Annotated in this window: 14 protein-coding genes; 11 read left to right on the top strand and 3 right to left on the bottom strand. The window is 63.6% G+C overall.

Annotation, left to right across the window (positions count from 1 at the left end; genetic code table 11):
* Nucleotides 1-17: 17 nt before the first annotated feature.
* Complete coding sequence (locus PSO31014_RS00850) at nt 18-977, bottom strand: universal stress protein (protein WP_150549869.1); 960 nt, start codon at nt 975-977, stop codon at nt 18-20.
* Nucleotides 978-1144: 167 nt separating this feature from the next.
* Between PSO31014_RS00850 and PSO31014_RS00845 the strand changes: the two genes are divergently transcribed.
* On the top strand, nt 1145-2395 hold the full coding sequence (locus PSO31014_RS00845; protein ID WP_174976326.1) for an MgtC/SapB family protein: 1251 nt from the start codon (nt 1145-1147) through the stop codon (nt 2393-2395).
* A 125-nt stretch (nt 2396-2520) separates the two neighbouring features.
* Nucleotides 2521-2949, top strand: coding sequence for an Hsp20/alpha crystallin family protein (locus tag PSO31014_RS00840; protein WP_150549867.1), 429 nt, complete (start codon nt 2521-2523; stop codon nt 2947-2949).
* 51 nt (nt 2950-3000) lie between these two features.
* Here the strand turns inward: PSO31014_RS00840 and PSO31014_RS00835 are convergent, their stop codons facing one another.
* Nucleotides 3001-3237: a hypothetical protein gene (locus tag PSO31014_RS00835; protein ID WP_150549866.1), complete on the bottom strand. Its 237-nt coding sequence runs from the start codon at nt 3235-3237 to the stop codon at nt 3001-3003.
* A 728-nt stretch (nt 3238-3965) separates the two neighbouring features.
* On the opposite strand from PSO31014_RS00835, the gene PSO31014_RS00830 reads away from it, so the two are divergent.
* A complete protein-coding gene (locus tag PSO31014_RS00830; RefSeq protein WP_150549865.1) occupies nt 3966-4613 on the top strand; it encodes a response regulator in 648 nt (215 codons plus the stop codon).
* A gap of 65 nt (nt 4614-4678) precedes the next feature.
* On the opposite strand, the gene fnr is transcribed toward PSO31014_RS00830, so the two are convergent.
* Entirely contained in the window at nt 4679-5464 is a 786-nt protein-coding gene (fnr, locus tag PSO31014_RS00825; RefSeq protein WP_150550387.1) for a fumarate/nitrate reduction transcriptional regulator Fnr, read from the bottom strand.
* 366 nt (nt 5465-5830) lie between these two features.
* On the opposite strand from fnr, the gene PSO31014_RS00820 reads away from it, so the two are divergent.
* The 8 genes from PSO31014_RS00820 (at nt 5831) to PSO31014_RS00785 (ending at nt 13881) form a co-directional block, all read left to right on the top strand.
* Nucleotides 5831-6457 carry a phosphoribosyltransferase gene (locus PSO31014_RS00820; RefSeq protein WP_130026002.1) on the top strand — a complete coding sequence of 209 codons (627 nt, stop codon included), beginning with the start codon at nt 5831-5833 and terminating at the stop codon, nt 6455-6457.
* 70 nt (nt 6458-6527) lie between these two features.
* Nucleotides 6528-8318 carry a DNA polymerase/3'-5' exonuclease PolX gene (polX, locus tag PSO31014_RS00815; RefSeq protein ID WP_246176175.1) on the top strand — a complete coding sequence of 597 codons (1791 nt, stop codon included), beginning with the start codon at nt 6528-6530 and terminating at the stop codon, nt 8316-8318.
* A 149-nt stretch (nt 8319-8467) separates the two neighbouring features.
* Nucleotides 8468-8842, top strand: coding sequence for an ElaB/YgaM/YqjD family protein (locus tag PSO31014_RS00810; RefSeq protein ID WP_150549864.1), 375 nt, complete (start codon nt 8468-8470; stop codon nt 8840-8842).
* A 13-nt stretch (nt 8843-8855) separates the two neighbouring features.
* Nucleotides 8856-9233, top strand: coding sequence for a TraR/DksA family transcriptional regulator (locus PSO31014_RS00805; protein ID WP_150549863.1), 378 nt, complete (start codon nt 8856-8858; stop codon nt 9231-9233).
* On the top strand, nt 9230-10039 hold the full coding sequence (locus PSO31014_RS00800; protein WP_150549862.1) for a polysaccharide deacetylase family protein: 810 nt from the start codon (nt 9230-9232) through the stop codon (nt 10037-10039). Before PSO31014_RS00805 ends, PSO31014_RS00800 begins: the two co-directional genes overlap by 4 nt.
* Nucleotides 10032-11300 (top strand): putative glycoside hydrolase, encoded by a 1269-nt coding sequence (locus PSO31014_RS00795; RefSeq protein WP_174976325.1) that lies wholly within the window; start codon nt 10032-10034, stop codon nt 11298-11300. Before PSO31014_RS00800 ends, PSO31014_RS00795 begins: the two co-directional genes overlap by 8 nt.
* A gap of 255 nt (nt 11301-11555) precedes the next feature.
* Nucleotides 11556-12059 carry a BCAM0308 family protein gene (locus tag PSO31014_RS00790; protein WP_174976324.1) on the top strand — a complete coding sequence of 168 codons (504 nt, stop codon included), beginning with the start codon at nt 11556-11558 and terminating at the stop codon, nt 12057-12059.
* A gap of 16 nt (nt 12060-12075) precedes the next feature.
* Nucleotides 12076-13881 carry an adenosylcobalamin-dependent ribonucleoside-diphosphate reductase gene (locus tag PSO31014_RS00785; protein ID WP_150549860.1) on the top strand — a complete coding sequence of 602 codons (1806 nt, stop codon included), beginning with the start codon at nt 12076-12078 and terminating at the stop codon, nt 13879-13881.
* Nucleotides 13882-13903 lie beyond the last annotated feature (22 nt).

The raw sequence follows: 13903 nt of genomic DNA, 5'->3' as shown, positions 1-13903 counted from the left end.
GTCTCGTCCCCGACGCGTCAGCCCGCCTGATTGACGACCAGCAACGGGCGATCGATCGCGCGGGCAACCCGCTCGTTCTCATGACCGTTGAACCATGAGCGCAACCCGTGACGATCCTGCGCGCCCACGACGACGAGGTCCGCCTCCCATTCCTGCGCTTCCCGGAGTAGGGCGGTGGCCACGTCTTCCGTCAGGCGCGTGTGCGACACGCGGCTCTCGATGTTGGCTTTGGCACCCAGTTCGGTCATGATCGCCGAGGCTTGTTTGAGCGCGTTTGCAGCGCGGGGAACGTTGGGCGTCGACGAGAGAAGGGATTCCTCCAATTCGGACACGTCGACCCCTCGGTCCTCGACATAAATAGCCAGCAGGCTCGAATGCGGCGGGGCCACCTGCATCCCCACGCGCACCGCGTGCAGCGATGCCTCGCTACCGTCGACCGCAAACAGGATCCGGCGCGCGTGGTGCAGTGACGATTCAGTCGCTTTCTTGGGAATCATGAGGATGGCGCGGTGGGTGTGCTCGGCCAATGCGGCAGAGACCTTGGTGCTCAACAGGGCGGCGATGCCGGCGGCGGGTTCGGCGCCGACGACCACCAGGTCAGCATTCCATTCATCGGCCACTCGGGCGATACCCGCCGAGATTTCGCGATTGCCCAGCGCAGGCCCCAGCAGTCGCTTGTGCACCTGTGCGCCAGTACGTTGCAATACCGCGTGCGCGCCCTCCAGCGCCACGAGTTCGTCGCGGCGGAGTTCGTCGAACGCGGCGCTGACATCGGCCGGCGTACGGGAGTGGGGCGTCAGGTAGGCCTCGGGATCCTCGAAGAATCCCAAGACCAGCACTTGCGTGTCCGGCGAACAGAAATGGGCGGCATACGGAATGGCGTTCAGCGACGCGCCGCTCGGATCGACGGCAACGAGGATCCGCCGGAATGGCTTGGGAAAGCCATGGGGCGACAGCAGTTGGGAGACAGGTTCCATGGTCGAAGTCGCCGGGCAGGGCGATCCTTATCGATGAATCGTTAATAGCATAGACGGTACACGGGCAGCGCCATTGCGTTCGATCAACATCGCACGCCACGACGCGGCGCCGACGCGCCCCATCGCTTATGCTATACCGTGCACAGAACGAAATATACGGGCGCGCGATGACCGAATCCATGCTCGAAATTCTGCCGTATGCAACCGCGCTGGCGATTGGCTTGCTCATCGGTGCCGAACGCGAGCGGCGCAAGGGTGCGACCCACGAGCGGTCGGCGGCAGGCATCCGGACGTTTGCGCTGACAGCCGTTCTGGGGGCAGCGGCCTTGGCACTGGGGGGCGTTTGGCTCCTGGCTGCGGTGGTGCTGGCGCTCAGCGCGGTGTTGATCGCCGCCTATCTACGTCCCCACGACGATCCAGGGATCACGACCGAGATCTCGCTGATCCTGACGTTGCTGCTCGGTGCGATGGCGCAACGCCACCCCGCCTTGACGATCGCCATCGCCGTGGCCGTCGCGAGCGTGATGCAGGTGCGCTTTCACTTGCATCGGCTCGTGACGCGCGTCGTGACGGAAGCCGAGTTGCAGGATGTGCTTCTGCTCGCGATGGCTGCCCTCGTGATCCTGCCTATCCTGCCGAATCGGCCTATCGATGTCTTCGACTCGGTCAATCCGTCCACGATATGGCGTTTCACCGTCGTCATGCTCTCCATTGCCGTGATCGGTCATTTTGCCCAACGCGCGCTCGGGCCGAACGCGGGATTGCCGGTCACGGGGTTGGCTTCCGGGTTCGCGTCCAGCATCGCCACGATCAGCGCGATGGGCCTGCAGGCCAGGCAAAACCCGGCCTTGTTGCTGCCCGCTGTTGCGGGAGCCGCGCTCTCCAGCGTCTCGACCATGGTGCAGTTGGCCATTGTGATTGGCACGGTCTTCCCGACCGTGTTGCTCCATCTTGCGTTGCCGCTCGGCGCTGGCGCCGTTGCCGCGCTGTCGTACGGCCTTTGGGCGCTTTGGTGCGCGAACCGGTGCGCCACGCCGCAAATGGTCCACATTGGAACCGCCATTGATTTGAAGTCCGCGCTGGTGCTGACCCTGAGTGTGTCCGTCGCGATGTTCGCTTCGGGGGCGCTTTCGCATTGGTTCGGGAGATCGGGCTTGCTGGCGGTCGCCTTGGTGGGCGGCTTGGCGGACGCGCATTCCATCGCGGCCAGTGCCGCCGCGCTGGCCGAACAGGGCCGGCTCAGCGTCACGGACGTTGGCCTTCCGATACTGGCCGGGGCCTCGACAAACGCCATGGTCAAGGGGATTGCCGCGTTCGTATCCGGGGGGCCACGTTTCGCGAAGCTCGTCGTTCCCGGCATCGTGCTGGTGATTGCCGCCCTCTGGCTCGGTTATGCCTTCGTGCCGTCGATTTCATGATCGACGCCAAGGTTTCTCTTGATGTCAGTCAATTCGTCGGCGCGCTCGCGATCTAGATTAGACAACGTGCGACATGGATCGCAGCCCCCTGGGCGCACCGCGCCCCTTATCCCACGGAGTCAGTCATGGCAAACCTCACCCGATTCGATCCTCTGAGTCTCGACGAGCCGTTCGAGAACCTCATTCGTAACGCGTTCTGGCGTCCGCTTGCGCTGGAGAGTTCGAAGCGTATGCAAATCAAGCTCGATGTCGAAGAGGACGACAAGCAATTTACCGTACGCGCCGATATACCTGGTGTGAGCAAGGAAAACATCAAGGTCGCGCTCGACGGCAACCAGGTGTCCATCAGCGCGCACCTCAGCAACACCACGGAAACGAAGGACAAGGGCAACTTCGTGCATCGGGAACGGTATGAAGGCGATATGTATCGCAGCTTCTCGTTGTCACAGGCAGTGGACCGGGACAAGGCCGTCGCGAACTATCGTGACGGAGTGCTGGAACTGGTGCTGCCAAAGCGGGCCGATGCCGGCCAGCGGGAGTTGACCATTCAGTAAGCCGCACAGGCGGCATGTGAGGGTGCCGCTCAGGTACCCTCGCGAGGCGGACTAGTGCAGCGTTTGCGGAAGCGGGATGAACGCGACGCCGCGCGGCATATCTTCAAATTCGGGCGACCGCAGCCCGTCGATCACCTGACACGCATAATCGATCGCGCATCGGAGCGCGCGATAGGGGTCTTCGTCCAACCGCTCGTTCAATGTGATCTGTATCACAACGCCTTCGGTCGGCGCGTCATCCGACAGAGGGCCGTCGTGCTTTGCCGTTGCGCCGCGCACGATCGCCACAGGCAAATAGCGCCGGTCCTGGCTCGGTATGGCATATCCGCCGCAACCGACAAGCTGCGCGTGAGCCTCGATAAGGAATGCCTTGTAATGTTGTCGCAGCGTAGACATGAGTACCTCTTAAGCACTTGGGATCGCTGGCACGATCTGGAGGGATTGACGACCGTGTCTGTATTCGCCATTTATAAGCCTGTGCACGAGAGGCGCCATGACCCAAGTCAATTCGTCACGATGCAGCGTCTTGAATACGTTGCGCGGGACCGCATCGACGCCGCAAGCACCCCAAAAAACGGCATCCCGCTGCGATTCTCCCGCGTACCGGGACGAACTGCCCGATGGGGGTACTTACCCGATGCCATAACGCCGGATCGTGCCTCCCATTTTTTGTTTGGAGGGATTCCTCTCATCTTTTCGGCTGATACGTCGGCCGCACCTCGACGGTAATATCTCTTGAAAGCTGAGAGAAATGCGCTTTAGTTAATAGAAGAACAACTGCGGGACGCAAGCGCGCTCGCAAACCGTTGCAAAAGCGAATCCCGAGCGGTGGTTTGCGCTCGGTGATTGCCGCCCCATATTGGGGGGGGTATAGGTCACTGAATAGCTCAAGATCGGACGGATGCGGTTTATCCGCAACGTGCCACCGCCTCGCCGGTGTCGCTGGGTACGCGAATCGAAGGCTCTGCCGGGCAGCCTCTCAGGCAAGCGGTTGCCACCAAATTCGGAGGCAAGGCATGACGCGTATCATGATCGCGGACGATCACGCCGTAGTGAGAGATGGACTCAAACATATCCTGGAGGGGGCGGGCATGTTTGACGTCGTCGGCGAAGCTGCGGACGGCGCTGCGATCCCCTTGATGGTCGATGATTGCTCTCCCAACGTGTTGCTGCTCGATCTGTCGATGCCGGGAAGAAGCGGATTGGAACTGATTCGGCTGTTACTGGATTCCCATCCTGCGTTGCGCATACTGGTGCTTACCATGCACTCGGAGGAGCAGTACATCGTGCGTGCTTTCCAGGCGGGGGCAGCGGGATACCTGACCAAGGAAAGCGCAGCAGACGAACTGGTCACGGCCATCAATCATGTGGCCGTGGGTGGCACCTATGTCAGCCAGTCGATCGCGGGCAAGTTGGCGTCGATCTTCCAGGGAAATGGCGACGACGTGCCGCATCGGCGCCTGTCCAATCGCGAACTGGAAGTCTATCGTCGCCTGGTGCGTGGCGAACCGCTCACCACCATCGCCAATGCGCTGTGTGTCAGCCCCAAGACCGTCAGCACCTACAAGATGCGTCTCATGGAGAAAATGCAGATGCTCAATGAGATGCAACTGGTGCGCTACGCGCTTCGCCATCATCTCTTCGACGAGGGCGATAACCTCTGACGATCTACGTGATCGGTCTCGCGTGGCGAGGCGTCGGACGTTCGGCGGCCGTCATGTCGGCGCCGTCAGCACGCGCCAAGCGCTTCGCGGTCCAGAAGCGTAATCCGCTTTCCCGCAACGAGAATCAACCCACCGCGCTGAAACCGCGATAGCGACCGGCTGACCGTCTCGAGCTTCATGCCGAGATGGCTTCCGATGTCTTCGCGCGTCATGCGCAATGTGAACTCGCGCGGCGAGTACCCCCGCTGCTCGAAGCGGTTCGAAAGATTCAGAAGGAAGGTCGCGACCCGCTGATCGGCACTCATGCTGCCCAATAACACCATTTGTGCCGTCTCTCGGACGATCTCGGCGCTCATGAGCCGGTGAATATGCTGTTGGAGCGGCGTCAATGCGCGGCACAGCACCTCCAGGGGCTGGAATGGGATCACACAGACGGCGCTATCTTCCAGGGCGAAGGCATCGCAGGGGTGTGACTCGGCGACGATGCCGTCCAGGCCGAGCAGTTCGCCGGGAAGATGAAATCCCGACACGTATTGGCGCCCCAGCGAATGCTGCGCCACGGTCTTGAACGAACCCGAGCGGACCGCGTAGAGACTGTGGAACGAATCGCCGGTCCGGTAAAGCGCATGCCCCTGCCGGACCATCCGCCAGGTACGCACGACAGATTTCAGGCGTGCTGCATCGTGGTCGTTCAGCTTCGACGCAACACAAAGGTGTCGCAATACGCACGTGCCGCATTGGGCGGGGGGATGCGAGATCAGCTCGCTCGACATGCCGTCACTAACCGTTGAAAACGCATCGACGGCACCGAAGCGACGCTCGGCGTCTGCCAAAAAATGTGATTCGTACATCGCCATCTCCCGGCCAGCCATTGGCCTGCATGCACCGATTGCGCGCGTTCATGCGCCCAATGTTCCGGTTGTCTTCCTGCATGTGCCTACCCGCGCTCGCGCACTGTCTGGCGTGGCCCTCAAGTGGCTTGTTTTGTCTTTGGGGTAGGGGCTTGAAACCAAGTATCGCGACGGCCGCGTCCGGGGGGAAGCAGGCGCGGCTGAGATCTCTGTAGGCAGACGCACGCCCCGTGTCAGGCAATCCTTACGCAGACCGTTTCGTGCAAACGCCTGACGGGAATGCTTGACCTTGGCTAAACCGGCGCCTCCCCCGATGACTAGGATGATCTTATGGGGGCGCTCAGCCGCCGTTCGAGGAGAACGTCAATGCCATTTATCGACAGGGCCGATGCCGCACGCCAGCTAGCCAAGGCACTCAACGCGTACTCGGGCAAGCACCCGTTGATCCTGGCCGTGCCACGCGGCGGGGTTCCGATTGGCGCCATCGTGGCCGATGCCCTCGGCGGCGATCTGGACATTGTGCTGGTGAGGAAGTTGGGCGCCCCCGGCAATCCCGAACTGGCGGTCGGCGCCGTGGACGAGAGTGGCTGGACCTACCTGACGCCATACGCGAAGCTGGCGGGCGGCGAGAGTGCCTATGTCGAACACGAACGAATGGTGCAACTCGACACCCTCAGGCGTCGCCGGGCCCGCTTTACGCCGGGAAGACAGCGGACGAGCGCCGACGGCCGGTTGGCGATTGTCGTGGACGATGGCATCGCCACGGGGGCATCGATCATCGCGGCGTTGCATTCGGTACGACAGCTTGGGCCGGCACGACTGATATGCGCGGTGCCGGTGGCCCCGCGAGATGCCTTGCGCGACATCGCGCCCTATGCCGACGAAGTGATCTGTCTGGAGACACCGGCCGATTTCAGCGCGGTGGGCGCCTTCTACCGAAAATTTCCCCAAGTCAGCGATGACGAGGTCGTCGCCTGCTTGCGTTCGCGCTGATTGTCCACGCATCGCCTGCGCAATACCGGGTGTCCTGCGTGTCGCGTCGCATGTCTGCCGGAGTCAAGGCGTGAGAGAACCCTCCGAAAAGCCTGAAATCATCGCGAAGGAAATTACCGCCACCGTGGTACCGCGCGCGGGCATGACCAACGACCGGATCGTTGCGATCTTCGACGAAATCGCCGACCTCCTCGACGTCGAAAACGCGAATCCGTTCAGGGTTCGGGCCTACCGCAATGCGGCCAGGTCGATCGGCGCGCTGACCGAAGACGTCGGTGTCCTGCTGGCGCGCGGCATCGACCTCACTACACTGCCGGGCATCGGCGCCGATCTCGCGGGAAAGATGCGCGAGATCGCCGAAACCGGCGCAAGCGAACTACTGACGCGCCTGCGCCGCGAAACGCCCGGACAGATTCAATCGTTGCTCAGTCTGCCGGGCCTGGGGCCGCGTCGTGTCCACCGGCTCGAGCACGATCTGGACGTGCATACGATGGAGGATCTGGTCGCCGCAGCCCGCGAACACCGCATTGGCACGCTGCCCGGATTCGGGCCGCGCACGGAACAGCGCCTGCTTGACGCCGTGCAGGCGCGGCTCGACCGGCACCGCCGTTTCAGCCTCGATATCGCGATGCGCGCCGTCGATCCCCTCATGGCGTATCTCCGCGAGACCGGCACCGCGCAGGCGATGGCGGTCGCGGGCAGCTACCGGCGGGGCAGGGATACGGTGGGGGACCTCGACATCGCTGTGGCGTCTGGTCGGCCTCAAGCCGTGATTCACGCGTTCCTTGCCTACGATCAGACGCGATCGGTGATCTCCGCCGGAAGCACGCGGGCAAGCACGGTGCTGATGAACGACATGCAGGTCGACCTAAGGGTGGTGGCCGCGTCGAGTTATGGCGCGGCGCTCGTTTATCTGACCGGTTCGAAGGCGCACAACGTGGCGCTTCGCAAGATGGCGCAGGCACGCGGGCTGAAACTGAACGAATATGGTGTGTTCCGGCAAGGGCGAAAAATCGCTGGCCGCGACGAGGCGTCGATCTACGAAGCGCTCGATCTGCCATGGATTGCGCCGGAGTTGCGAGAGGACACAGGGGAACTGGAGGCGGCGCGCGATGGCACCTTGCCGCGCCTTGTCGAAGCCCGCGAGATCCGGGGCGATCTTCACGTCCACACGAACGAAAGCGACGGTGTCGACAGCCTCGAAGCCATGGCCGTAGCGGCCGGCCGTCAAGGGCTTCAGTACCTGGCCATCACGGATCACTCGCCGCGTCTGGGCATCACGCATGGGCTGAGCGCCAGCCGTCTCGCCGCGCAGTCGGACGCTATTGACGCGCTGAATGCAAAGGGCGGATTGCCGGGGATTCTCAAGGGCGTCGAGGTCGATATCCTGGAAGACGGATCGCTCGATCTTCCCGACGCTGTGCTGGGGCGGCTCGACCTGGTCGTTGGCGCGGTTCACAGCCATTTCGATTTACCCACTGACAAGCAGACGGCGCGGCTGTTGCGGGCGATCGACCACCCGCACTTCAGTATCCTCGCACATCCCTTTGCTCGTTTGATCGGCGAGCGCGACGCTTGCCGGTTCGACGCCGCACGCGTTTTCCAGGCGCTTGCCGAGCGCGGTGCTTTCGTGGAAGCCAACGCACAGCCGCGCCGGCTGGACCTGTGGGACGCCGGCTGCCGGCTGGCGAAGTCGAGCGGTGTGCGGGTGAGCATTGCCTCGGACGCGCACCGCACGGCCGACTTCAACCATCTGGCGTTGGGCCTCATGCAGGCCAGACGCGGCTGGCTCGAGGCGGCCGACGTCCTCAACACCCGCCCGCTGTCCCGGCTGCGCACCATGCTCAAAAAGACGATGTAGGCGTGGCCGGCGGTCGTCTCCCCTGAACCCCATACACGAAGATCACGCCGATTTGCGCCATGTCATGGCACGCCGTGCGCAGATGTCTATAGTGAACCTGGCCCGCGCCGACAACGGCGGCGCATTGTCGAATTCGATGGGAGCGAGAAATGAACGACATTCGGACTGAATTCATGAATCACCGTCAGACCTTGGTCAACGACGCCGAGGCCCTCCTTGCCGATATCAAGGCGTTGCTGCGTGATATTGCCGACGAAGCCAATCCGGCGTCCGATGAAGCGCGTCCCGCACTCACTGCCAGGCTTCAGCAACTGAGCGCACAGCTCGATACGCTGCGCAAAACGAGCCAGCAGCGCGTGTCGGGATGGGCGCGAACCACTGACCATTACGTGCACGACCATCCCTGGCAGAGCGTAGCGGCCGCGGCATCCATCGCCGCGCTGGCGGCCGTCGCGGGCGCGGTGGTGGCCCCCATGATCGCTCGAGGCCGGCGTACGCCGTCGGATGCCGACCTGCGCCTTTGATGGGAGACCAACGATGGAAAGCCTCAAAAACCCGGGACTTGGCGCGTTGGAGACGCTGATGGATACGGAGGAAAAGCGCATTCAAAGCGTGATGGCCACCACCGAATCGCCGCTCGGCGAACGCTCGGCATCGGAGCCCCACGACGACGCCGACCTCGCGAACGAGGAAGCCGCCGAACGCGTGCAAGATGCCATGCTCGATCGCTTTCGCCAACAACTCTCGGATATTGAAGCGGCACGCGATCGCATACGCCGTGGCGAGTACGGCATCTGCATCGATTGCCGCCAGAGTATTCCGTATGCCCGGCTGAAGGCGTATCCGACGGCGAAGCGATGTGCCGCTTGTCAGCATCGCCACGAGCAACATTTCGCGATCGATCACGCGAGGTGACCGGCGTGCGCAGGGGCGCTCGCCGCCGCGCGCTTGCCCTTCTGGCCGGCGGGCTGATGGGCTTGACGTGTGCTGGCATCACGAATGCCGCCCCCGCGCAACATGACGTCCTGATTCTCGTCTATCACCGCTTCGCGGAGCGCGTCACCGATTCGACCACGGTGCGCACGGAGACCTTCGCGTCGCAACTGCGCTTTTTCGAGGAGAACGGCTATCGGGTGGTACCGCTGGCCGACGTCATCGCCTGGCATGCCGGCAGGCGGGACAACCTGCCGCCGCGCGCACTCGTCCTGAGCGTGGACGATGGCCACCGGTCCGTCTACGAGGTGCTGTGGCCGATGTTGAAGGGGCGCTCGGTGCCCGTCACACTATTCGTTTACCCGTCGGCCATCTCCAATGCGTCGTATGCCATGACGTGGGATCAGTTGCGCGCGCTTGCGCAATCGGGGACTTTCGACATCGAGTCTCACACCGAATGGCATCCCGATTTCAAGACGGAGCGCGCGCGGCTGGCGCCTGCGGCTTACCGGCGCTTCGTGCACGATCAGCTTCGCCGTTCCCGCGGTCGGATCGAGGGCGAACTGCATCGGTCCGTTCGTCTACTGGCGTGGCCGTTTGGCATTTACGATACTGAATTAGAGGCCATGGCTCGCGACGAGGGCTACACGAATGGGTTCTCTCTCGATGCCAAACCCGTCACGCCGCAGTCGAATGCCATGGCGTTGCCGCGATACCTCATGACGCAGCACTGCGACATGACGTGCCTGCGCGGCATGTTGCGCAATGCACAAACGCATCATGATTAGCCGATGGATCGTCTGGAGCCTTTCGCTCCTGTGCCTGCAACCCGTGGCGCCGGCCACGGCAGACACCGTGGCAGCGACCGTCGTCGATGTCGCGACCCGCGAGCCGATTGCGGGCGCGACGCTCGTGAGCGGGGGCCGCGCCTGGATAAGCAACCGCGATGGCGAGCTCGTGCTTCCCGACACGGCGGCGGGGGCGCCGATGGCCGTCTCGGTGCGCGCGCCGGGGTATGCGAGAGTACAAGCCTCGCTTCGCGGGGGAGGTCGCACGACCGTTCCCATGACGCGCATCCGGCCCAAAGCCGTGTATCTCTCCGTGTACGGCATCGCGAGCCGTGTATTGCTCGATGCCGTGCTGACGTTGCCCGAACGTACCGCCATTAACGCGCTTGTCATCGATGTCAAAGGCGATCGCGGCATGACGCCGTATCGCAGTCCTGCGCGGGAAGGCATCGGTGCGCAGGCGCATGTGCCCGCGAACGCGCCACGGGTAAAAGATCTGCCGGCACTGGTGAAATCGCTGCATGATCGCGGCTTGTACCTTATTGCCCGCATCGTGGTATTCAAGGACGATCCTTTGGCGCGGGCCCATCCGGAGTGGGCGGTGCGCGATGCCGAGGGTAACGTGTGGCGTGACCGCGAACAGCTCCGATGGATCGATCCGACGATTTCCGCCGCATGGATGCACAATCTTGACGTCGCCGAGGAGGCGGCGCGCATGGGGTTCGACGAGATCCAATTCGACTACCTGAGATTCCCGGACGCGCCAGGGCTGCAATTTCACGAGACCAACACCGCCGAACACCGGGTCGGCGCCATCACCGGATTCCTGAGCGCCGCGCGCGAGCGCCTGCTGCGCTACAACGTCTACCTGTCGGTCGATATCTTCGGCTACGTCTGCTGGAACCTCAACGACACGGCGATTGGGCAGCAGCTCGAAACCCTCGGCGAACAGGTCGATTACGTGTCCCCCATGCTCTACCCGTCGGGATTCACCCGGGGACTCCCGGGATCCGATCCACCGATCGACCATCCGGGCGAGATCGTGTCGCGCTCTCTCGCGCAGGCGATGCGCCGCACCGGATTGCCCGGCGTGCGTTTCCGCCCCTGGCTGCAAGCGTTTCGGGACTACGCTTTCGATCGTCGCAATTTCGGCGCCGCCGAGATTCGTGCCCAAATCGATGCGGCCGACGCCGCGGGGACCGACGGGTGGATGTTGTGGAATCCGCGCAATCGATACGAGCCGACGACCTTGCCGCATTGAAGGCGCGGACCTCGCCGCGCTCGCCGATGGTCCATGGGAGAGGGGCCTCGGCGCTCGCATGACGAGGCGTCGCGAGAGATGCTGCGCCATTTGATCCAGGCCAAGTTGTCGCGCGCGCAACCGCTTACTGTATCTATATCTGGCGGGCGAGCATGGCGTGTCGCGTTGATGTCGACCGCTTGGCATCTCCCGGTGGCGTCTGTGGCGGACGCGCATTCGGCACGAGCCTGCGCCAGCGTTTCAAGGAGTCACACCATGAAAGTCAGAGCTAGGTCTGCCATGGTCCGGCCCACGAGTTGGGATCACTTTCCGGACAAGCATGTACCCGACAGTTACAAGCAACCTTCGGCCGCTCCCGCACTCGCGGCTTGCCCGGTGTGTCACGCCGTCTACCTCCGCGGTCATTGGCAATGGCGCGCCGTGCCGCCCGACGCGGCCACCGTCACTTGCTCGGCCTGTCATCGCAGCGCCGACGGCGTGCCCGCAGCCCGTCTGGTACTGGACGGCACCTTCGAGGCTGCACATCGACAGGAAATTCTCGGTCTGGTGAATCATCGCGCGCAGCGGCTGCATCGAGAACATCCGATGGAGCGCGTGATGGCGATCACGTCGGGCGACGACGGTACGGCGATCACGACGACCGGCATGCATATTGCACGCGATATCGGCAGTGCGATTCACCATGCCTATGGCGGAAGCCTGGATCTCGACTACCGGCACGCCGAATCGGAATTGCACGTACGCTGGCACCGATCCTGACGAGGGAGTCATTCCCATGTCGATCACTCGCGATTCGGCGTCCGCGGTCTGCGATGCCGTGCTGGCGGATCGCTACCTTGGGACCGGGGAGACGGCACGCGACCAGGTCTTCCGGCGGGTGGCGCGTGCGTTGGCCGAGGCGGAGCCGCCGGATCGACGTCAGCATGCGGCACGGCTGTTCTACGGCAACATGCTGCGGGGCGCGATCGGCGCGGGCCGGATCATGGCCAACGCGGGCACGAGCAAACACGCCACAATGGTGAACTGCTTCGTGCACCCGATCGTGGGTCCGGACGTACCGGTGGCCCGTCAGGACGACATTGCGCGCGCGCTGGCGCAGGCGCTGACCACCCTGCGCATGGGCGGGGGCGTCGGATACGACTTCTCGCCGGTGGCGCCGGCCGACGCGCTGGTGTCTGCGTCGGATGATGGAACGGGCGATGTCTGCGACGTCATCGAGCGGTTCGACCTGGCCTGCCAGTCGGTGGCCTTGACCGATACGCGCGGCGGCGCGCAGATGGCGGTGTTGCGCTGCGATCACCCCGATCTGGACGAATTCATCAATGCCAAGCGCGGACGCCGGCGCTGGACGACATTGAATGTGTCGGTGGCGGCGACCGCCGAGTTCATGGAGGCCGTTGCCCGCGATACCGAGTGGCGACTTCAGCATCGCGCGGCACCCAATCGGCAACGACTGGCGACGGGCGCGCATTTGCTCGACAACGGCAACTGGTGCTACGCGAGGGTACCCGCACGGCAATTGTGGGCGCGGATCGTCGAAGCAGCCCACGAAAGTGCCGAGCCGGGCTTGCTGTTCATCGACACGATCCGTGCATCCAACGACCTTGCCGACATCGAATCGATTGTCGCGACGAATCCGTGCGGTGAACAACCGCTCCCAGCGTGGGGAAGTTGCGTGCTCGGTCCGATCGATCTGTCGAGGCGAGTCAGGCATCCGTTCGGCGTGGGGGGAATGCCGGCGTTCGACTTTGCGGGTCTGGCACGGCTCGTCCATGTCCAGGTCAGAATGCTCGATAACGCGATCGACGTCACGCGATGGCCGTTACCGGAGCACGGACACGAAGCCCGAAGCAAGCGAAGGATCGGTGTGGGCGTCACGGGGCTGGCTGATGCGCTGACGATGATGTGTCTGCGGTACGACACGCCGCAGGGCAGGGACCTCGCCAGCGCCATCGGGCGATGCCTGCGCGACAACGCTTATGCGGCATCGGCGGCATTGGCGCGCGAGCGCGGGGCGTATCCGCTGTTCGGCGGCGAGCGCATCCTGTCGACGGGATGCTTTGCGTCGGCGTTGCCGGATGCCGTGCGCGCCGATATTGCGCGTTATGGGCTGCGCAATAGCCATCTGCTGTCGATAGCCCCGACAGGCAGTGTGAGTCTGGCGTTCGGCGGCAACTGTTCAAGCGGCATCGAGCCGGCGTTCGACTGGGCGTATCGGCGTCAGTTGCGCTTGCGGCATCAGGCCCCGCGCGCTTACCGCATCGAGAATCACGCCTACCGGTGCTTCCGCGCCTTGTGTGGCGAGCAGGCGGCATTGCCGGACTACTTCGTCACGGCCAGTCAGGTGAGCGGCGACGATCACCTGCGCATGGTCGCGGCAATACAACCGTTCATCGATGCCGGCATCTCGAAGACGGTGCTGGTCCCTAGCGGGGTGTCGCGCGAGCGGGTCGGAGATATGCTCTATCGTGCGTGGCAATTCGGACTCAAAGGCGTGACGATTTTCCGGCCCGAGGCTGGCGCGGACGAGGTGCTTTCGGTGTTGCCGGCGTCGGCAGGGCGCCCGGCATGCTTTTGCTGAGCGACACTGACCGCGCGAATGG

Source organism: Pandoraea soli (assembly GCF_902459595.1).
Lineage (GTDB): Bacteria > Pseudomonadota > Gammaproteobacteria > Burkholderiales > Burkholderiaceae > Pandoraea > Pandoraea cepalis.
The sequence above is the reverse complement of the archived record's forward strand: the minus strand, read 5'-3'. Positions and strand labels throughout refer to the sequence as shown.

Excerpts from the sequence above, each read along its gene's own strand:
- PSO31014_RS00850 (WP_150549869.1), bottom strand. The coding sequence starts at position 977 with ATGGAACCTGTCTCCCAACTGCTGTCGCCCCATGGCTTTCCCAAGCCA.
- PSO31014_RS00845 (WP_174976326.1), top strand. The coding sequence starts at position 1,145 with ATGACCGAATCCATGCTCGAAATTCTGCCGTATGCAACCGCGCTGGCG.
- PSO31014_RS00840 (WP_150549867.1), top strand. The coding sequence starts at position 2,521 with ATGGCAAACCTCACCCGATTCGATCCTCTGAGTCTCGACGAGCCGTTC.
- PSO31014_RS00830 (WP_150549865.1), top strand. The coding sequence starts at position 3,966 with ATGACGCGTATCATGATCGCGGACGATCACGCCGTAGTGAGAGATGGA.
- fnr (WP_150550387.1), bottom strand. The coding sequence starts at position 5,464 with ATGTACGAATCACATTTTTTGGCAGACGCCGAGCGTCGCTTCGGTGCC.
- PSO31014_RS00820 (WP_130026002.1), top strand. The coding sequence starts at position 5,831 with ATGCCATTTATCGACAGGGCCGATGCCGCACGCCAGCTAGCCAAGGCA.
- PSO31014_RS00810 (WP_150549864.1), top strand. The coding sequence starts at position 8,468 with ATGAACGACATTCGGACTGAATTCATGAATCACCGTCAGACCTTGGTC.
- PSO31014_RS00805 (WP_150549863.1), top strand. The coding sequence starts at position 8,856 with ATGGAAAGCCTCAAAAACCCGGGACTTGGCGCGTTGGAGACGCTGATG.
- PSO31014_RS00795 (WP_174976325.1), top strand. The coding sequence starts at position 10,032 with ATGATTAGCCGATGGATCGTCTGGAGCCTTTCGCTCCTGTGCCTGCAA.
- PSO31014_RS00790 (WP_174976324.1), top strand. The coding sequence starts at position 11,556 with ATGAAAGTCAGAGCTAGGTCTGCCATGGTCCGGCCCACGAGTTGGGAT.
- PSO31014_RS00785 (WP_150549860.1), top strand. The coding sequence starts at position 12,076 with ATGTCGATCACTCGCGATTCGGCGTCCGCGGTCTGCGATGCCGTGCTG.